Annotated in this window: 14 protein-coding genes; 13 read left to right on the forward strand and 1 reads right to left on the reverse strand. The window is 33.7% G+C overall.

The features are described 5' to 3' along the window. The first annotated feature begins 3 nt into the window (after positions 1 to 3). Both C4F50_RS22965 and C4F50_RS22970 read left to right on the forward strand, forming a co-directional pair. A complete protein-coding gene (locus tag C4F50_RS22965; RefSeq protein ID WP_194140970.1) occupies positions 4 to 1,461 on the forward strand; it encodes a SusD/RagB family nutrient-binding outer membrane lipoprotein in 1,458 nt (485 codons plus the stop codon). A 413-nt stretch (positions 1,462 to 1,874) separates the two neighbouring features. Further along, positions 1,875 to 2,579 (forward strand): hypothetical protein, encoded by a 705-nt coding sequence (locus C4F50_RS22970; protein ID WP_194140971.1) that lies wholly within the window; start codon positions 1,875 to 1,877, stop codon positions 2,577 to 2,579. A 147-nt stretch (positions 2,580 to 2,726) separates the two neighbouring features. Here C4F50_RS22970 and C4F50_RS22975 read toward each other — a convergent pair whose 3' ends face one another. Next, positions 2,727 to 3,629, reverse strand: coding sequence for a DUF6607 family protein (locus C4F50_RS22975; RefSeq protein ID WP_194140972.1), 903 nt, complete (start codon positions 3,627 to 3,629; stop codon positions 2,727 to 2,729). Between the two features lie 105 nt (positions 3,630 to 3,734). Between C4F50_RS22975 and C4F50_RS22980 the strand changes: the two genes are divergently transcribed. The 11 genes from C4F50_RS22980 to C4F50_RS23030 all read left to right on the forward strand — a co-directional run bounded on the left by C4F50_RS22980 (position 3,735) and on the right by C4F50_RS23030 (position 20,463). After that, positions 3,735 to 5,852: a TonB-dependent receptor plug domain-containing protein gene (locus tag C4F50_RS22980; protein ID WP_194140973.1), complete on the forward strand. Its 2,118-nt coding sequence runs from the start codon at positions 3,735 to 3,737 to the stop codon at positions 5,850 to 5,852. A gap of 17 nt (positions 5,853 to 5,869) precedes the next feature. Beyond that, positions 5,870 to 7,294 carry an HmuY family protein gene (locus tag C4F50_RS22985; protein WP_194140974.1) on the forward strand — a complete coding sequence of 475 codons (1,425 nt, stop codon included), beginning with the start codon at positions 5,870 to 5,872 and terminating at the stop codon, positions 7,292 to 7,294. 282 nt (positions 7,295 to 7,576) lie between these two features. Beyond that, a complete protein-coding gene (locus C4F50_RS22990; RefSeq protein ID WP_194140975.1) occupies positions 7,577 to 9,055 on the forward strand; it encodes an SGNH/GDSL hydrolase family protein in 1,479 nt (492 codons plus the stop codon). Positions 9,056 to 9,144: 89 nt separating this feature from the next. Beyond that, positions 9,145 to 10,467: a GDSL-type esterase/lipase family protein gene (locus C4F50_RS22995; RefSeq protein ID WP_228012120.1), complete on the forward strand. Its 1,323-nt coding sequence runs from the start codon at positions 9,145 to 9,147 to the stop codon at positions 10,465 to 10,467. A gap of 10 nt (positions 10,468 to 10,477) precedes the next feature. Next, positions 10,478 to 12,160, forward strand: coding sequence for an MBOAT family O-acyltransferase (locus tag C4F50_RS23000; protein ID WP_194140977.1), 1,683 nt, complete (start codon positions 10,478 to 10,480; stop codon positions 12,158 to 12,160). A 355-nt stretch (positions 12,161 to 12,515) separates the two neighbouring features. Next, positions 12,516 to 13,880: a signal recognition particle protein gene (ffh, locus tag C4F50_RS23005; RefSeq protein WP_194140978.1), complete on the forward strand. Its 1,365-nt coding sequence runs from the start codon at positions 12,516 to 12,518 to the stop codon at positions 13,878 to 13,880. A gap of 136 nt (positions 13,881 to 14,016) precedes the next feature. Beyond that, the gene (locus C4F50_RS23010; RefSeq protein ID WP_194140979.1) at positions 14,017 to 14,904 is read left to right on the forward strand and encodes a bifunctional 5,10-methylenetetrahydrofolate dehydrogenase/5,10-methenyltetrahydrofolate cyclohydrolase; all 888 of its coding nucleotides are present in this window, start codon (positions 14,017 to 14,019) and stop codon (positions 14,902 to 14,904) included. 423 nt (positions 14,905 to 15,327) lie between these two features. Then, positions 15,328 to 16,254 carry a magnesium transporter CorA family protein gene (locus C4F50_RS23015; protein WP_194140980.1) on the forward strand — a complete coding sequence of 309 codons (927 nt, stop codon included), beginning with the start codon at positions 15,328 to 15,330 and terminating at the stop codon, positions 16,252 to 16,254. Positions 16,255 to 16,715: 461 nt separating this feature from the next. After that, on the forward strand, positions 16,716 to 19,442 hold the full coding sequence (locus tag C4F50_RS25865) for an outer membrane beta-barrel protein (protein ID WP_194140981.1): 2,727 nt from the start codon (positions 16,716 to 16,718) through the stop codon (positions 19,440 to 19,442). 109 nt (positions 19,443 to 19,551) lie between these two features. Further along, positions 19,552 to 20,166, forward strand: a complete 615-nt coding sequence (locus C4F50_RS23025) for a hypothetical protein (RefSeq protein ID WP_194140982.1) — start codon at positions 19,552 to 19,554, stop codon at positions 20,164 to 20,166. A 6-nt stretch (positions 20,167 to 20,172) separates the two neighbouring features. Then, positions 20,173 to 20,463: a winged helix-turn-helix domain-containing protein gene (locus C4F50_RS23030; RefSeq protein ID WP_194140983.1), complete on the forward strand. Its 291-nt coding sequence runs from the start codon at positions 20,173 to 20,175 to the stop codon at positions 20,461 to 20,463. Positions 20,464 to 20,513 lie beyond the last annotated feature (50 nt).

The raw sequence follows: 20,513 nt of genomic DNA on the forward strand, positions 1-20,513 counted from the left end.
ATCATGAAAAAATATAAAGTGATATTACTTTTAGTGATCACGTCAATTTTATTAAATTCTTGTTCAGAGGATAAGATGGACGATATCAACAAAAATGTAAACAATCCAACAGATGTACCAACTCGTTTTTCTATTACTGACGCTATGACAAGTACTACATTTGGTAACATCGGTTCAGATTTATCTTTCTACACTGGTATTTATGTAGAATTAAACGCAGGGGGCAGTGGTCAAATGTATAATGCTGAAACAAGAAATGGTGAGCCTATAAGTCAGACTACTTATAACAACTCTTGGAACAGTCAATATCAGACAATGTATAATCTAAAGTTAATAATTGAAAAATGTACAACTGGAGAGGAAAAAGGTAACTATGCTACATTGGGAATAGCGCAAGTTTTATATGCTTATAATTTAGCTTTATTAACTGATATGTATGGAGATGTTCCTTTTTCAGAGGCTTTTCAGCCCGGAGTTGTTTTTCAACCTAAATTGGACCGTCAGGAAGATCTTTACAAAATTGTTTTTGCAACTTTAGAAGATGCAATTGTTAATTTAGGAAAGACATCAACCTATGCAAGTTTAGGAACTCAAGATTTAATATATCAAGGTAACAAAACAAAATGGATTAAAGCGGCAAATGGTTTATTGGCACGTTATACGTTGCGTCTTTCTTTTAGACAGCCTGATTACACAAAGGTATTATCTTATGTGAGTAAATCTTTTACAAGTAAAGATGAAGAATTTAAAATGAAAAACGATGGCATTCCAAATCCTTATTACCAATTAGATAATGAGAGAGGATATCTATTTGCAAGTAAAAGTTTATTTGATAAATTAAATGCAAGAGCAAATGATCCACGTGCTGATGGTTATTTTGAAAAAATTCAAAAATCAACAGGAGCACCTTTTACATATGAATTTTTTATAAATGGTGTGAGTCCACAAAGTCAAAATTATTCATATTCAGCATTAATAAATAAAGCTAATCCAATATTTATGTTAAGCTACCATGAACTATTGTTTATTAAGGCTGAAGCAGAGGCAAGAAATTCAGTCGCAGTTATAAGCACAGCTAGTTTAACTGCAGCAGTAAACGCTGCTTTTAACAAAGACGAGGTTATTAATTTTTCGTCTACAAATGCTGCAGGATATGTTGCAGGATTAGGCATTACGACTAATGCTGCTCTATTAAAAGAAATTGCTGTACAAAAATATCTGTCATTCTACGAAAATGAATGTGTTGAAGCTTATAATGATTATAGACGTTTATTGGCAATGTACGGATCAGTTGCAGCACATCCAATTCAATTAGAAAACCCGCTTAACATAGATAAGTTTCCGCTTAGATTGACTTACGGAAACTCTGATGTCTCGGCAAATAAGAATGTAAAAGCGGCATTCGGAGATGGAACATATGTTTATAAAGAAAATGTTTGGTGGGCTGGAGGTACTAGATAATAGTATTTTTTGAATCAAAAATGAGTTTTATAAAGTATGGATAAACGATGAAGTATAATCTTTGCTTTTGTTCTTTTGAGATTTAAAAGAATTACAGTTTGATTCTAAAGAGAGGACTCGATAAAATATCGAGTCCTTTTTTTATATCTGTCAGATAAATATTCTTAATTGTTGTGTTTTAATTTCGGGTTTATTTAAAAAATTATAGTGCATGAATTTTCGCGTAAAAAACTATTAACAAGATTTGTAAGTGTCGTTTTTATAATTATGTTTACACTTTGAAAATAACCAGTGAGTTTTTATTTAATGAGCTTTTAAGTTACTGATTTAATGTTTATTAATAAAAGTGTATGAATAGTCGAGGAAGCCGAAAATCGAAAAGAGTAGGCACAAAACATAAACCCAAAAATACAATGAGTAAAAAAATTACTTTATTAATGATGTTACTTTTTGCATTCGGTATAATGAATGCACAGGACTTAATCGCTCCTTCTTATGGATTTTCTCACAGTAAAACAGCTTACATTACTTTGACTGACGGAACTGAAATCAGCGGGACTATCAAAGATATTGATAGAGAGAAAGGATTAATTGAATATATCAAATTGCAGGATGCTGCTGGAAAAAAACACAAATTGAAACCAGAAGACATTAAATTTATGTACTTACCTCCAAGTGGTCTTGATAAATTAACAAAAAAATTAGATTTCATTTCAGATTTTCAAAAATGGAATGATGATAAATTAAACCAAGAGTACTTAAAAGAAGGTTATGCTTATTTTGAAACTACTGATGTAAAAATTAAAAAGAAACAGACTAAATTATTAATGCAGCTTCTTAATCCTGCTTTTAGTAAAGAGTTTAAAATTTACTGCGACCCTTATGCAAAAGAAACGGCATCATTTGGAGTTGGTGGTGTAAAATTTGTTGGAGGTGATGCAAAATCATTTTATGTAGCTAAGAAAAATGAGCCTGCTTTCTTATTAAAGAAAAAAGAATACAAAAAAGAATTTGCTGAGTTGTGGAAAAACTGTGATAAGTTAATCTCAGAAAATCCAGAGCCAAAATGGGGAGATTTGACAAAACACTCTCTTACTTATTCTGAGTGTGTACAATAAATCTTTGCTTAAAGATAATTTAAAGCCGGTAGTTTTTAGACTATCGGCTTTTTTTGTATCGCTATTTAAGGACTAGAAGTTATAGCAATAAAAAAGCCGATGGTTTTAGAAACTATCGGCTTTTTTTATCAACTAATTCTAATGTAATTATTTAACAAATTTGTCAATAATTTTATCTGTTTCTGCTTTTGCAGTATCTGGTTTTAAATCAAATAAAAGAGAATAAAGTGCTTTTCTTTCTACTTTAGCCTCTAAGTTTAAGTCTTGATGTCTGTCAAATAAAGTCTGCCATTTGTCGCGAACATTTTTCCAAAGCACATTGTTAGCAGCCCACCATTTTTGAGCGGCCTGACATTTGATGTCTGGAACTTTTGTGTAAACATCAAACCCTTTTTCTTGCGCTAATAAAACATCTTTTCCAGCATCGTCACGAACCAATTTGTCGTTGTCTTGCTCATGATTCCATCCAGTTGCAGTGATTTCGTGGATGTTTCTTCTTTTTAAAACATTATAATCATTACGTTTTGTCTGCTCTCTTCTAGGAAGCGGTGCATCGGCAACGTTTGCCCAGTAATCTTGTCCGTCAACATGAACCCAAGTCGAAGATCCCTCGTATCTCGGACTGTCGTCTACTTGATATACTTTTTGAGTCCATTGTCCTTTTACCGCTTTCTTGTCTAATTTTTTGTATTTCCAAGAATTTCCTTTGTCAAAAGAATATAAGTCTGTGTTTTCGTATAGCCAATCTTGTCTCCAGTGTTTGATGATCATATCGTCGCTTACAATTAGTAAATGCTGCATAACGATTTTGTTAGGAGTATCTTCTAATAACTGAACCCATTCTAAAGCAGCTTCGTGTTTTGTTTCAGATGGTTTGTAAGTAAGAGAATCTTTAGGATAAGAGAATGTTTCTGTAAAATTAAATTTCACTTCATAACATCCGCACATAGATTTGATTGATTTTATGTCCTGTTGTTTTTTGTCCTGACTAAATCCAAGACCACACGTAAGAGCCATCGCGGCTGACAAAAAGAGGCTTTTTGAAATCATAACTTATTGTTTTGTTTTTAAATTTTTCGCAAATATATAAATTTAATTTAGAACAATTAAAAATAGTTATATATTTGCCTCGATTATTAAGACTGAATAAAAATAATGAAAATAAAAAATATCTTACTTATTGCTTTTGTGTACTCTGTGCAGCTTTCTGCTCAAGAAAAACAAAAGGATAGTGTAAATGCAAAAGAGTTATCAGAAGTTGTAGTTACCGGACAATTTGAACCTCAATCTATAAAAAAATCGGTTTATAATGTTCGTGTAATCTCTAGTAAGGATATCCAGAATTTAGCAGCGAATAATTTATCTGATGTGTTAAATCAATACTTAAATATTACGGTCAGACCAAGTGGAACAAGCGGACGATCAACAGTATCCTTGTTTGGATTAGATGCGCAGTATTTTAAAATCCTGGTAGATAATATACCATTAGTAAATGAAGCTGGTTTAGGAAATAATACGGATTTATCTCAGATTAATTTAAACGATGTTGAGCGAATTGAAATTGTAGAAGGTTCAATGGGAGTGATTTATGGTGCCAATGCTGTCAGCGGTGTTTTAAACATAATAACCAAAAAATCTTCTCAAAATAAGTGGAATATAAATGCGTATGTTCAAGAAGAAACGGTAAAAGATGAATATGCTCTTTTTGATAAAGGGCGTCATATACAATCTTTAAGAGCTGCTCATACTATTAACGATCATTGGTTTGTAAGTATTGGAGCAACTCGTAATGATTTTCAAGGTTTCTTAGATGATAAAAATGGAAAAGACTATAATATAAACGATCAAACTCGAGGTTACAGATGGCTTCCTAAAGAACAGCTTAATGGAAATGCTTTAATCGCTTACAATAAAGGATCATTTAAAATTTTCTATAAGTTTGAATATTTAGACGAAGACGTTGATTATTATAATGCTACTGTGCAGTCGGGATATAATCCAGTATTGGGGACTTATACTTACTCTGATGATATGAGATATTTTACTAACAGATATTTTCATAATTTAAATGCAACAGGAAAGCTTTTTAGCAGATTGAATTATAATGTTTCGCTTTCACATCAAAAGCAAGAGCGTAATGTAGAAGATTTTAAATATTATTTTCAGAATAAAAATGAGAAAGAAAACGTTACTGTAAAAGATCAGTCAATGGAAGTTCTTTACTCAACGGGTACTTTAAGCAATTTTTTTGTTAATAAAAAATACGATCTTCAAATCGGATATGAATTTGTAAATAATCAAGGATATTCTTTGATTCAAGAAGGGAATAATGCTTTTGTTCCTATTAGAAAAACTCTTGAAAACTACGATTTTTTTGCTTCCTCAGAGATTATGGCAACAGAAAGATTTTCAATTCGTCCAGGACTTAGATTTTCTGCACAATCGAGATTTAAAGATCAGTACGCATCGTCACTTAATTTAAGATATTTATTTAGTAGAGGTATTGAACTTAGGGGGTCGGTTGGTACATCATTTAGAACACCCACTTTTGAGGAATTGTACTCAAAATTAATCTTTGATGGGCACTTTTTTGTTGGAAATGAAAATTTAATTCCAGAGACAAGCATTTCGTATGAAGCTAGTTTAAAAAAATCAACATCTTTTGACTCTGGTCTGAGAGTTTTTAACACATTTTCTGGAAGTTATCTCGATGTAAATGATAGAATTGATATGGCATTGATACGCTTTAATCCAGATACAGGAAATCCGGAATATCAATATATCAATATTAGCAAATACAAAATGTGGAATTTTTCTACGATGAATCAATTCAGCATCGGCAATCTAAACTTTAATCTTGGAGCGGCAGTTGTTGGTGTTTCAAGAAAGATAGAAAACCAAGTGTTTAGCTCTGATGACAAATTCTTGTATTCTTTTAATGTTAATAGCAGTGTTTCATATCAACTTCCGAAGTGGAAAACTACTTTTTCAGCATATTATAAATATAACGGAAAAACACAGCAATTTATAGAAGGTACTTCTGCTTATATTTTATCCGATATTGAACCAAGTCATTGGTTGGATGCTTCTGTCCGTCAAGGGTTCTTTAAAAATCAATTAGAAGCTACCATAGGAGCTAGAAACATTTGTAATGTCACTAATGTTAGACAAACCAATACCAACCAGACTGCTGGTCATGCAGGTTCCTCAGAGCTGATGTTAGCTTATGGACGCTCTTATTTTATTAAACTTTCGTATAATCTTAATCTTTAAACATAAACTACAATAAAATGAAAAAACTATTATTTTTATCACTTTTCGTGTTGTCATTAGCATCTTGCTCAAGTGATGATAACAACACAGTTGAACTTAATGGAGTTGCTTTTGCATCGGCTTCGTTAAATTTGACTGCTGCAGAAACTCCAGTTGTAATTAATTTTGCAACAGCAACAGTAACAGCAGGTTCTGTAACTTTGACCTACACAGAGAACGCTGTTGTAGAAGGAACTGATTTCTCTACTGTTCCTGCTGTAGCTGCAAAAACTATTGTAGTTCCTTTTGAAAAAGGTGCTACTTCAGTTAGTTTTACTTTCAAAAAACTAAAAGAAGCTATCGAAGGAGAAGTTAAAAATGTAGTTTTCACTATTAGCAGCAATAGTATTAATGCTATTTTGGGTGAGAACAAGACGATTCAGGTAAACTTTAATGAAACGGCTTATACGGGAGGCGTTTTAGCAGCAAGTGTTGGGGGGCCAAATCAGCCAAATCAATTATATCTTGATTTAAGTTCTGGTATTTCTAAATCAGTAAACAGAGCTGCTTGGGATTTTGGATTCTATTCAGGAAGTGATTTTAGAGTTATAATAAACGGGTCAGTTAAAATGGCGGTTAAAAAACTTGAAACTTCTGATATTACTCTGCCACAGGAAATTGATAGTAATGTAAGTGTAGGTGCAGGAACAACAGCAGCTTCTAATGGATTTGTTGATAACCCAACTGGAGTTTTAGCTGGTGCCGGTGCAGGAATTGGAACTGCTATTGCTGAAGTTTCCGCTACTGATGCTGATAACAAAGTTTATCTAGTTAATATGGGAGCAGCTGTAGGAACTAAAGCTGCAGGAACTGGTGGAGTTGAAGTTGATGGAGATTCAAGAGGATGGAAAAAAGTTAGAATTTTAAGAAACGGTACAGGATATAAAATTCAATATGCAGACTTAGCATCTGCTACTTTTACAGAAAAAACTATTTCTAAAGATGCTGCTTATAATTTTACATTTTTTAGTCTAACTTCTGGAAACACTGTTTCGGTTGAGCCTGCAAAAGAGAAATGGGATTTAAACTTTACTGTATTTACTAATTATTTAAACATGGGCAGTGGTGATGTAACATATGGTTACGCTGATTTCATTACTACAAACTCAAGAGGAGGTGCTAAAGTTTATCAAGTTTTAGTTTCTGCTGGTGGATCATATGCTGATTTTACAAAAGCAAAAGTTGTTGAAGATAACTTTAAAGTTTCTGAAACAGATCAAAGAATAATTGGTGCAAACTGGAGAAATGGCGGGGGACCAACTACTTTACCAAGCATCAGAACGGATCGTTTTTATGTTATAAAAGATGCAGCAGGAAACTACTATAAAGTAAGATTCCTTACTATGTTAAATGAAGCAAGTGAAAGAGGTAATGTTACTCTGGAATCTGCTATCTTAAAATAATTTAAAAAATGAAAAATCTAAAAACAATAAAGATTATTTCATTCTAAAATACAATGCGATGCATTCAAAATTTAGTTAATCATTAGCTTTGTTTTTTTTATTTTTTTTTGATAAGGAGGTTAGATTTATCTAGCCTCTTTTTTTTGTTCTAGTTTCTTGTTAAAATGAATTAGAAACAAAATGTTATTCTATCTTTGCACAAATTTTTTCTGTAATAAATTAACATTAATTTAATTGGTTTAATTTTTGAGTACAGTCTTCAATATTTATTATAATTATTAGGTGAATACAAAATCTTATTTTTTTCAGTCTTTTGCAATTGTAGCTTTAGCGCTTGTCGCTTTTATTGGTTTCAAACAAATCTTGCCCGACAAAATATTTTCGGAGAGTAAACTCGATTCTAAAAATATTTTAATCGACAGTCTGCTTTTAGAATCTGTTGCTGAGGATTCTTTGGCTCTTGATGAAGACAGCGTTGCCAAAAGCGAAAGATTACTTAATAAACAAAAAATTGTTTATGATGAAACAGGCGGAATCGAATATCCGGCTGAGACTTTTGAAAACTACAAAGGCTATCAATATCTGATTCATTTTTATGAAAGATTGTATCAGTTAGAAAAAAATCCGCAGAACAAAGTTAGAATTGCCTATTACGGAGATTCTATGACCGACGGTGATTTGATCGTGCAAGATGTTCGTATGAAGTATCAAGAACGTTTTGGAGGAAACGGAGTGGGTTTTGTTTCTATTACTTCTGAGTCTGCAGCTTCTCGCGGTTCTGTAAAAGCACAATATTCTAAAAACTGGAAAACCCAGTCCTATTTAAATGTGAAGAAACCAATTAGTCCTTTTGGTGTAAATGGTCATGTGTTTTTTGCCAATAACGGAGGCAATACTACTTGGATTCAGTTCGAAGCGGGATTGAATAAATTCTCTACTTCTTTAGATAATCCGACCTTATATTACGGACGTTCGTCTAGAACTGGAAATGTAAATTTTATTATCGGAAAAGATACAATTAAAAAAACCTTGTCACCAAACAGTTTAGTAAACACCTTAAAAGTTTCATCTGGAAGTTTAAAATCTTTCAAAGCTAATTTTATCCACGCCGATTCTATTCCGATTTACGGATTTAATTTTGATAACGGCAGCGGTGTTCATGTCGATAACTTCTCTCAGAGAGGGAATTCGGGACTTCCAATTTCGATGTTCAATGCCGACGTGATGCAGGCTTTTAATAATAGTCTGAAATACGATTTGGTGATTTTGCATTATGGAACTAATGTTCTAAATTACGGCACCAAAAACTATTCTTGGTACGAAAAAGGAATGACAAAAACAGTAAATAAAATTAAAGAATCTTTCCCTGGAGTTTCGATCTTAATTGTCTCTACGGCTGATAAATCGACCAAATACGATATGGAAATGAAAACCGATTCGGCAGTAGTTCCGTTAATGAAAGCGCAGAAACATTATGCCTTAGAAACACAGTCTGGTTTTGTAAATTTATACACTTTAATGGGAGGCGACGGCTCTATGATCAAATGGGTTGACGAATCGCCTGCAAAAGCCAATAAAGATTATACCCACTTTAACCAGCGCGGTGCAAAAGCCATCGGGAATTTATTATACGAACAATTAAGTAAAGGATACGACGAATATAAAATACTCAGAGAAAAAAGAGATGCCGGTGTGAGTAAACGAAAAGCAGTGAGGAAAGCAAAAGCCGATTCCGTTTCCGTAACAAACGACAGCCTATGACCCATAAACTAATTATTTTCTTTTGTTGCCTCTTTTTTTCAACAAACGATAAGACGCCCAAAACAGACTCAAATTCAATTCCGAAAAATATGATTCAAAAAGCGGATACAGCCTCAATAGAGACTCCTTTTGATGATCCGATTTACAATGCGAAAGCATTAGACGTTTTTTTTAAGCAATTAAAAGAAAATGAAAGTCATAAAAATGAGAAAATCAATATTGTGCATATTGGGGATTCTCATATTCAAGGAGATTTGATGACTAATGAAATCAGGAAACGTTTACAGTATCAGTTTGGAAATGCAGGTCGCGGACTAGTTTTTCCGTATCAGCTGGCCAAGACAAATGGCTCTTACAACGAGCGTTTCAAATCAAACAGAACTTGGGAAAGTTATCGTAATATCTTGCCCCACAAGAATAATCCAGTTGGTTTGAGCGGTATTGCACTTTGGCGGAATAGCGGCGGATTTGTTATAGAAATGAATGTAAAAGATGTAGCGTATAAATTTAATACAATCAAAATTATTACGCCGCAAAATAAAAACATGTTCGATCTGGCCGTTTCGTCCAAAATAAATTCAATTCAGACTACAGAGCGGAAAGTAATTACACATAAAATTAAAAAAGGCGAAGTTCTGGGTACCATTGCCGATAAATATAATGTTTCTGTAGCCGAAATTAAAAGAGAAAATAATTTAAAGTCAACCAATATTCGAGCAGGAAGGACTTTAAGAATTTCGACAAACGAAACAAGGCCCAAAACGATTTCAATGTCCGAGTTTGTTTCTTTAGATATTCAAGCCGATTCTTTTTCACATTATTACAATTCAAAAGGACCGTTAAGCAGAATATTTCTTATTCCAAATAAAGAAGCTTCTGATTTTGAATTAAACGGGTTGGTTTTAGAAAAAGACGCTCCTGGAATAATTTACAGCGGCATTGGAGTGAATGGAGCCAAATATTCAGATTATAATAAATATCCGTTATTTTTTGAGCAGTTAAAAGCATTACATCCAGATTTACTTGTTTTTTCTCTAGGAACAAACGAGAGTTACGATAAAATGGAATCTGGTAAATACATCAGAGAACTGCGAGAGTTTATCAGCAATGTTCGGGCACAAAAAATAGACGCTCCGATCATCATAATGACACCGCCGCCCTCTCTGCTGAGAAGAAAACCCAATACCTACATTCAAGATTATACAAAAGATATTATTGAAAGTGCCAAAAAAGAAGGCTTTGCAGTTTGGGACCTGTACGACGAATTTGGCGGTATGAGCGGTATTCAGGAACTAAAAACCCAAGGATTAATCGGCCCGGATTGGGTGCATTATTCTAAAAAAGGATACGAAAAACAAGGAAAAATGTTTACCGAGGCTTTAGTAAAAGCGTACGATAATTATAAAAACTAAAAAGATAACATTGACAACAATAGAAAGCATCAATAACTGGTTTATTGAAAATTTTGGTGCAATTACGATGGAACAAGTTGAGAGCTGGTTTGTTTACAATCCAGACGAAAAACTTTTATTTAATACCGGTTTATTCTTAGGTTTATTTCTGGTTTTTTATTTTGTGTACGGTTTTTTACGCAAGACATTTTATTTAAGGTTAACATACGTTATTCTTTTTTCACTTTTCTTTTATTACAAATCAAGCGGTATTTACTTTTTGTTACTGCTGCTTTCCTCTGTCGTAGATTATGGTTTGAGCCAGATTATTTACAAAGAAAGCCGAGACGGAGTCAAGAAACTGTATTTGGTTATAAGTGTGATCTTGAATTTGGCACTTTTAGGCTATTTCAAATACATGAACTTTTTGATTGTAACGTTTAACGATATGTTCAACGGAAATTTTGCACTGCACAATGTGTTTCTTCCTGTCGGAATTTCGTTTTATACTTTTCAATCGATGAGTTATATCATTGAAATTTATCGTGAAGAAATTAAGCCGACCAAAAATTATATCGAATATTTATTTTTCGTTTCCTTCTTTCCTCAGTTAGTTGCAGGGCCTATTGTACGTGCAAAAGATTTCCTGCCTCAGATTTATCAAAAATTAAATCTGACCAAGCAAGACGTAAACAATGCTTTGTTTTTAATTATTGGAGGATTAATAAAGAAAACAGTAATCTCGAATTATATTTCGGTAAACTTCGTTGATCGTGTTTTTGATACCCCGTTAAGTTATACATCATTCGAAAACTTAATGGCTTCTTACGGATATGCCATTCAGATTTATTGCGATTTCTCTGGATATTCGGATATGGCAATTGGTATCGCATTATTGTTAGGGTTTAAATTGCCTGAAAACTTTAGAACACCATATAAATCAACTTCGATTACCGATTTCTGGAGAAGATGGCACATTTCGCTTTCTACTTGGCTAAAAGACTTTTTATACATTTCTATTGGAGGAAATCGATCAGGATCATTTGCAGGATATTTGTTTCCAAGTTTATTCTTCTTCGGATTGTTATTATGGGGAATTTCAAATTATACAACTAGTATAATTCCCTTAATTGTAGCGGTCAGCAGTATTCTTATATTCTGTTTATCATTTTTACTCTCAAGCAAAAGAAAGCAGACATTGGTAACCAATTTCAATTTGTTTACCACAATGCTTTTAGGAGGATTATGGCACGGAGCGGGAGCACAGTTTATCGTTTGGGGAGCTTTACACGGATTGGCATTGGCGGTTCATAAAATTTTTATGGAATTCTTTCCATCCCAAAAAGATAAAAAAACAAACTTCTTGTGGAGGTTTTTCTCTATCCTGATCACGTTCCATTTCGTAGTTTTCTGCTGGATCTTTTTTAGAGCAAGAGATTTCGAAACCGCTTTACAAGTCATCAATACTATTGGTCAATTAACATTCGAACCAGAACTTTGGAAAACAATTGTACTTGGTTATAAAAATGTTTTCGGATTAATGTTATTCGGTTACGTTTGGCATTTTCTTCCAGAAAGTTTTACCAACGGAATGAAATCTGTTTTTGATAAAACACCATTACTAATAAAAGCAATAATCTTAGGATTTGTATACTGGATCGTTTACGCAACCGCAGTTGCAGGATCGCAGCCTTTTATTTATTTCCAGTTTTAAATTTTAAAAAGGTTTATAGCCGCAAAGGCACAAAAGCGCAAAGGTTTATTCTTTGCGCTTTTTTATTTATTGCCACAGATTAAAGGATTAAAATGATTTAAAATCGGCTGATTTTTTTTATTCTCTCGCAGATTTAGCAGATTCGGCAGATTTTACTGGTGATTTTTTAAAATAGATATGCACAATCTGCTAAATCTGCGAGAGGAAAAATAATTTGTGTAATTATCGGCAGAAAAAATTTTGTGCCTTTGAGCCTTTGCGGCTATGGACCTTAAAATGCGGCTATGAACCTTAAAAATAAATTGCCTGAAATGTCTAATTAGATTATCTTTGCACTTCAAATAAACAAAATGATATGTTTGATAATTTAAGCGATAAGTTAGATAAAGCGTTCCATATATTAAAAGGACACGGTAAAATTACAGAAGTAAACGTTGCCGATACCTTAAAAGAAGTTCGTCGTGCATTATTGGATGCCGATGTTAACTTTAAAATTGCTAAAGATTTTACAGCAAAAGTAAAAGACAAAGCAATTGGTCAAGACGTACTTACAACATTACAGCCAGGACAATTATTGGTAAAATTAGTTAAAGACGAACTTACCGAATTAATGGGTGGAGATGTTGCTGGAGTAAACCTTTCAGGAAATCCGACAGTTATTTTAATGTCAGGACTTCAAGGTTCTGGTAAAACAACATTCTCTGGAAAACTAGCGAATTTCTTAAAAACAAAGAAAAATAAAAAACCACTTCTTGTAGCCTGTGATATCTACCGTCCGGCGGCGATCAATCAGCTGCATGTTGTAGGAGATCAAATTGGTGTTGAGGTATACTCAGAGCCAGAAAATAAAAATCCTGTAGAAATTGCACAAAACGCAATCAAACACGCCAAAGCAAACGGTTTCAATGTTGTAATTGTCGATACAGCAGGACGTTTGGCAGTAGACCAGGAAATGATGGACGAAATTGCACGTGTACACAAAGCAATTCAGCCGCAAGAAACCTTGTTTGTTGTAGACTCTATGACAGGACAAGATGCTGTAAATACAGCAAAAGCGTTCAATGATATCTTAAACTTTGACGGAGTTATCTTAACCAAGTTAGACGGTGATACTCGTGGTGGAGCAGCACTTTCTATCAAATCAATCGTAAACAAACCAATTAAATTTGTTGGTACTGGTGAGAAAATGGAAGCAATTGATGTTTTCTATCCAGAACGTATGGCCGAGCGTATCTTAGGAATGGGAGACGTTGTGTCTCTTGTTGAGAGAGCTCAGGAACAATTTGACGAAGAAGAAGCAAGAAAACTACAGAAGAAAATCGCTAAAAACGAATTTGGTTTTGACGATTTCCTAACGCAGATTCAGCAAGTGAAAAAAATGGGTAATATGAAAGACTTGGTAGGAATGATTCCAGGTGCTTCAAAAGCCATGAAAGATGTAGAAATAGAAGACGATGCATTCAAACACATCGAAGCCATTATCTACTCGATGACACCAGCAGAAAGAAGCAAACCTGCTTTAATCGACGTGAAAAGAAAAGCCAGAATTGCAAAAGGTTCTGGAACAAAAGTCGAGCAGGTAAACCAACTCATGAAACAGTTTGACCAAATGAGCAAGATGATGAAAATGATGCAGGGCCCAGGCGGAAAAAACTTAATGAAGATGATGGGGGGAATGAAAGGTATGCCGGGTGGAATGCCAGGAGGAATGCCGAGATAAAAAATAATAAAAGTTTCAAGTTTCAGGTTTCATTAGGAGACTGAAATTTGAAACTTTTTTAATATCATAAACAGGAGTTTCGTTTAACCTGAAACTTGAAACCTGAAACCTCAAACAAAAACAATAACAACAAACAATGCAGCTACTAGACGGTAAAAAAACATCTAACGACATTAAAAGCGAAATCGCAGCCGAAGTTCAATCCATAAAAGCAGCCGGAGGAAAAGTGCCTCACTTAGCAGCGGTCTTGGTAGGAAACAATGGTGCAAGTTTAACTTACGTAGGAAGTAAAGTAAAATCTTGCCAAGAGATTGGTTTTGACTCAACTCTAGTTGCTTTACCAGAAACCATTACTGAGGACGAATTACTGGCAAAAATTAAAGAGTTAAACGAAGACGATAACCTAGACGGATACATCGTACAATTGCCTTTGCCAAAACACATCGACGAAGAAAAGATTTTATTAGCAATCGATCCTGAGAAAGATGTAGACGGTTTTCATCCAACAAATTTTGGTAGAATGGCTCTTGAAATGGAAACTTTTATTCCAGCAACACCATTCGGAATCATGCAATTGCTAGAACGTTACAAAGTAGAAACTGCGGGAAAACATACCGTAGTAATCGGAAGAAGCCACATTGTAGGACGTCCGATGAGTATTTTGATGAGCCGTAAAGGAAATCCAGGAGATTCTACCGTTACACTTACACACAGCCGTACCAAAAACTTAGCAGAATTCACAAAAAATGCAGATATCATTATCACTGCATTGGGAGTTCCAGAATTTTTAAAAGGCGATATGGTAAAAGACGGAGTTGTAATTATAGACGTTGGAATTACGCGCGTAGACGACGCATCAAATCCAAAGGGATATGTAATTAAAGGAGACGTTGATTTTGACGGCGTAAGCAAAAAAGCATCCTTTATTACACCAGTTCCAGGAGGAGTAGGGCCAATGACCATTGCAATGCTTTTGAAAAATACACTTTTAGCACGAAAAATGAGAAGCGCAAAAAACAAATAATATTGTTTTAAAACATATTTTGTAAAGTCTTATTAACCGCAAAGTTCGCAAAGATTTTTTTTATAAACACAAAGTTCGCAAAGCCAAATCAATATAAAGCTTTGCGAACTTTGTGTTTTATGACGATTCACTAAAAAAATATTTGCGCACTTTGCGGTTAAAATTATTTGTATTTTTCAAGAATCTGTATTTAACTGAATACTAAAAACGGAACACTGAATACTGAATACTGAACACTTCTCATTTCTTTAACCCATTTTAATATATAATTAATACTTTAAACTTTTTCCTTGTAAAAATAAAGGATACTTTTGCACCACTTAAAAAACACTTCTCCACAATGGACGATTATTATTCGTTAGTATCTAATTAAAAGCAGCAATTGAGATTTCAAGGTGCTGCAATAAACTCGTAGTATCTAGAATGAAAGCCTTTTACACCAACAACAACGGATTAGTTGAAATTCCAAAATGGACAGCAGACTGCTGGATTCACATCGAATCTCCTACAGAAACAGAAAAAACATATTTATTAGAAGAACTTCAGATTCCCGAAGCATTCTACAATGATATCGAAGATATCGACGAAAGACCGCGTATCGAAATCGAAGACGGCTGGACACTTATCATTATGCGTATTCCTGTAAAAAGCGGCGACGTCAAAGTTCCCTTTCATACCGTACCGCTTGGGTTAATTTTTAAAGACGATATCTGTGTCAGCATCACTTTTAACAAAACAGAAATTATTCCAGATTTTGTACAATATTCACAGCGTAAGAATATTGAGATCGAAGACAATTTCAATTTAGTTTTAAGACTCCTGCTTTCGTCAAGCGTTTGGTATTTAAAATATCTAAAGCAAATCAATCAAAAAATCAAACTCGCCGAAGACAATTTAGAGAAATCCATCAAAAACGAAGAATTGCAGGCCTTGCTTCAAATCGAAAAATGTTTTGTATTCTTCATCACCTCTTTAAAAGCCAACGACGTTTTATTTCAAAGAATCAAAAACCTTAAAGCACACAAAGCCAATTATGATCAAGACCTGCTCGAAGATGTCGAGATCGAATTAAATCAGGCACAGGACACTGCCAATATCTACAGCAATATCTTGACTGGAATGATGGATGCCTACGCCTCTGTAATTTCAAATAATATGAACAATATGATGAAACAAATGACCTCTATTTCTATCATATTAATGATTCCGACATTAATCGCCAGTCTCTACGGAATGAATGTGCCGAACGGCCTGGAAGAAAGCAAATACGGAATCTGGATTTTACTTTTCGTATCCATTCTTCTTTCCGTTTTCGGAGTTATGTTATTCAAACGCAGAAGATGGTTCTAAAATAAATTAAAATGTTTCTAAAAGCCTGTTCGTTAAGAATAGGCTTTTTTCGTTTTTATAATTTGGGCGTGACCCCGAACCGTCGAGAGGGCAGATCTACTTTGCGCTTATTCGCCCTCTCAACGGTTCGGGGTCGGGCTATCCACGCTGCTTCGGCAGCTAGTTCCTATCCCTCACGCAGCCGCAGCGATATCGAATATTTTATTCAATTACATCATATCTTAAAATATTCAAAATTTACGGTTTGAATAAGTAAAAAATTAGCTGATTATTTGATTTTCCTTACTTTTTTTTAACATTTAGTTTTGATTTATTTGAGATTTTAAAAAGTAAGTTTGGCCCTATAAAATGAAATAGTTAAAAGCCTTTTAAAACAAATACAGCAGATATTTATGATTAAAACTCTACACTTCACTACATTTTTTTTTCATGATTTAGTTCTTTTAAATAAATTTTCCGCAGTGAGAAACAGGATAAAAACACTAGGTTTTTTTGTTTTTCTCTTACACAGTGCGGCTTCTTTTGCACAAAAAAATGTCGTTATCAGTGGTAAAATTTTTACTGAAAAAGATGCAGCCATCGAAGCCGCAACCATTTATTTGATCCATTCAAAAGATTCTTCGGTAGTTTCTTATACACTTTCAGATAAAAACGGACTCTTTCAATTAGCAGTCAAAGAAAAATTTCAAAATGTAATTCTAAAAATTTCGGGAGAAGGATATCAGGAATTTTCTAATGCTATCGAAAAACTCACTCAAAATATGGATTTAGGAGTTATTAAACTTTTAAAAAGTGAAATTGAGTTGAAGGAAGTTGTTATAAAAAGAGAAGCTCCGCCCATCCGTATAAAAAATGATACTATAGAATTTAATGCTTCGTCATTTAAAGTACGTCCAGATGCTAATGTAGAAGCCTTGTTGAAACAATTGCCAGGAGTAACTGTTGATATGGATAAAAAAATAACAGTAAACGGAAAAGAGGTCAACCAAGTATTAGTAAACGGAAAACCTTTTTTTGATGCAGATGGAAAAATAGCACTGCAAAACCTTCCAGCTGAGTTGATAAATAAAATACAAGTTTCAGCCACAAAAACCAAGGAGCAGGAATTTACCAAACAAACTGCAACATCAGATAATGTGTCAATGAACTTTACAATTGATGAAGAGAAGAATAAAGGCTTTTTTGGCAAAGTATTGGGCGGGTACGGCAGCGCAGATCGATACGAAAGCAGTCTTTTAATGAGTTATTTTGAAGATAAAAAACGCATTAGTTTTTTGGCTTCTTCCAATAATATTAATTCCAGTGGTTTTACTATGGATGATGTTTTTGATAATATGGGAGGCGGAAGAAACGATGGCGCACGTGGTGCTTCAGCTGGCGGTGGCGGCATAACAAAATCGAATATGATTGGGGTAAATTACGCTGATGAATGGTTTAAAGAAGGTCATACTGATTTAAATTATTATTTCACCAATTCTAATTTGGACAATACAAATAGAACGTCTGTGCTTACTTTACTTCCAACAGGTTCTTTAACAGCTGAATCAAATTCAAAAAGTCATCGGGACCTTAATAGGCATAATGCAAATTTAAGTTTTGACTTTAAAGTCTCTCCTTCCATAAGAGTTTTTTTTACACCAAACATTGATATAGGAAAAGGGGCATCTGCAGATAATTTCGATAAAAAAACTTGGGATGAGAATAGGCAGTTAGTCAATTCCAATACTTCTTTTAATACAAGTGAAAGTAATAATACTAATTTCAGAAATAATATTACGATCATGTCGAATAGTAAGAAAGAAGGACGATACTTTACGGCTTCTTTTCAAAACGATAATTCACGTAACGATTCAGATACAAGGGTAAATTCAGTAACAGTTTTTTCTCAGGGAACAAGTCCTGACGATTTGCGTAACCAAAATGTTATCCAGAAAAATGACAGAGATAAATATACAGGAACTCTTCAATATACTGAGCCGGTATCCAATTTATTGACCGTGAATTTTTCAGTAATTACAGATTTTGAAAAAAGAGCAGATGACAAAAAAACATTTGATCGCAATGGTCAAGCTGTAGAATATGATGTTTTTAATGAGTCACTAAGTAATTTTAGTTCATTTAATAGTTTTCAAGTAAACCCTAAAGCAGGTTTTACCTTTCGTACGAAGAAATTTAATGCAACAGTAGCTACAGGAACTTCTGTTATCAAGACTGAAAATCATGCAGTATATCTAAAGGAAACAACTGATTTGAGTAAAAATTATTTTATACCAAATGGATCAATTTATACCAGTTATAAAATCACAAAAACACAAACCCTATTTATGACTTATGATTACAAATTTGCAATTCCAACAGAAAACCAGGTTTTGGCAGTGGCTAATTTAGATAATCCTTTGATTGTTAGAACAGGAAATCCAGATCTAAAAGCGGCAACTTTTCATTCTTTACACGGAAGTTTTTCTAGTTATAATTTTCAATCGGGTTCAACTTACAACATTAGTTTTTTTTCAGCATATTATGACAATCAGATTGTGGGCGCTTCTGTCTATAACAGCTCTGGAAAGCAAATTTTAACTTTTGATAATGTAGATGGTACTTACAATATACTTTTGAGAGGAGAATGGAATAAAACCATAAAGCAAGAGGCAAATACTTTTAGACTGAGTGTAAACATGTCTAGCAATTATAATTTAGATAAAGGTTTTACAAATGGCGAGCTGTATGAGGCAAAAACATTTAGACTGAATCCAACTTTAGCATTTGCATATGATTACGGAGATTTATTAAGCATCAGACCATCCTATAATTTTGCCTATAATGACACTAGATATAGCAATACTTTCTTAAGTTCAACTTCAAATACAACTCATAATTGTAATATCGAAATGACAAGCTTTTGGCCTAAGAATTGGGTTTTTGGAAATGACTTTGGATATACTTATAATTCTAACATTTCTGGACCCTACAAAAAAGATTTCTATTTGTGGAACACTAGTTTATCCTACAGATTTGCTAAAGAACAATTTACGGTCAAAGTCAAAGTGTATGATCTGCTGAATCAAAATCTGGGTACTTCGCGAACAATTACGCCAACATCTGTTATTGATTCAGAAAGCAATGTTTTAAAGCGTTATGTCATGTTTTCGTTACTGTACAAATTTCAAAATTTTGGGACACATTATTAGTAGTTTTTACGAGTAACATAAGACTAAGGTCACTTTCTTTAAAAAAGTGGCCTTTTTTTATTGTTGTTCCAAAATAAATAATAACTTTGTACTGCAAAGTACTTTAATTATGAATCAAAAGCACCAAGAAGATTTAGCACATATTCGTTCCATGATGGAGCGCTCTTCAAGATTTATATCCTTAAGCGGACTTTCGGGAGTTTTTGCCGGACTTGCTGCTTTAATAGGCGGATTATATACCTATATGTTACTTGAGACTCGTGGAATAGGATATTTTAGAGGACAAGACGTTGTTCTTTCTGATAATTTGGTTTCTCATTTAATTCTTGTTGCCTTAATAGTGCTGTTATTTGCTTTAACATTTGGGATATTCTTTACAATCAGAAAAAGTAAAAAATACAATTTACCAATTTGGACATCCGCAACTAAAAAAATGTTATTTAATTTAGCCGTACCGCTTGCAGCGGGAGGTATATTTTGTCTAGGTTTAATTTATCATGGGATCTACGGATTTATCGCACCAGCAACTTTAATATTTTATGGTCTTGCTGTAATAAATGCCGAAAAGTATACATTCTCAGATATAAAATACCTTGGCTTTTCAGAACTGATATTAGGATGTATTTCGCTTTTTTATATAGGATATGGTCTTATTTTCTGGATTTTAGGATTCGGAATACTGCATATTTTATATGGCTTAGTGATGTTCAAAAAATACAAATAACCGCCAATGGGAATCATTGATAAATTAAATAAAGATTTTGAAAGCCGTGTCAGACTGGGTATAATGTCCGTTCTGATGGTCAACGACTGGGTAGACTTTACCGAGATGAAAACGCTTTTGGACATCACGGATGGTAATTTAGCAAGTCATTCTTCTGCGCTGGAAAAAGCGGCATATATCGAGGTTAAAAAAGAATTTGTGGGTAAAAAGCCCAAAACATCTTATAAAGTGACCGATTTGGGACGCGCAGCTTTTAAAGAACACTTATCTTATCTGGAAAAACTAATGAAATCTTAAGAACTAAATTTTTTTGCCTAAAAACTTTGAAATACAAAGTACTTTCAATT

The sequence above is a fragment of the Flavobacterium hungaricum genome (assembly GCF_015182285.1).
Lineage (GTDB): Bacteria > Bacteroidota > Bacteroidia > Flavobacteriales > Flavobacteriaceae > Flavobacterium > Flavobacterium hungaricum.

Excerpts from the sequence above, each read along its gene's own strand:
- C4F50_RS22995 (WP_228012120.1), top strand. The coding sequence starts at position 9,145 with ATGATTCAAAAAGCGGATACAGCCTCAATAGAGACTCCTTTTGATGAT.
- ffh (WP_194140978.1), top strand. The coding sequence starts at position 12,516 with ATGTTTGATAATTTAAGCGATAAGTTAGATAAAGCGTTCCATATATTA.
- C4F50_RS23010 (WP_194140979.1), top strand. The coding sequence starts at position 14,017 with ATGCAGCTACTAGACGGTAAAAAAACATCTAACGACATTAAAAGCGAA.
- C4F50_RS23025 (WP_194140982.1), top strand. The coding sequence starts at position 19,552 with ATGAATCAAAAGCACCAAGAAGATTTAGCACATATTCGTTCCATGATG.
- C4F50_RS23015 (WP_194140980.1), top strand. The coding sequence starts at position 15,328 with ATGAAAGCCTTTTACACCAACAACAACGGATTAGTTGAAATTCCAAAA.
- C4F50_RS23030 (WP_194140983.1), top strand. The coding sequence starts at position 20,173 with ATGGGAATCATTGATAAATTAAATAAAGATTTTGAAAGCCGTGTCAGA.
- C4F50_RS22970 (WP_194140971.1), top strand. The coding sequence starts at position 1,875 with ATGAGTAAAAAAATTACTTTATTAATGATGTTACTTTTTGCATTCGGT.
- C4F50_RS22965 (WP_194140970.1), top strand. The coding sequence starts at position 4 with ATGAAAAAATATAAAGTGATATTACTTTTAGTGATCACGTCAATTTTA.
- C4F50_RS22975 (WP_194140972.1), bottom strand. The coding sequence starts at position 3,629 with ATGATTTCAAAAAGCCTCTTTTTGTCAGCCGCGATGGCTCTTACGTGT.
- C4F50_RS22985 (WP_194140974.1), top strand. The coding sequence starts at position 5,870 with ATGAAAAAACTATTATTTTTATCACTTTTCGTGTTGTCATTAGCATCT.
- C4F50_RS22980 (WP_194140973.1), top strand. The coding sequence starts at position 3,735 with ATGAAAATAAAAAATATCTTACTTATTGCTTTTGTGTACTCTGTGCAG.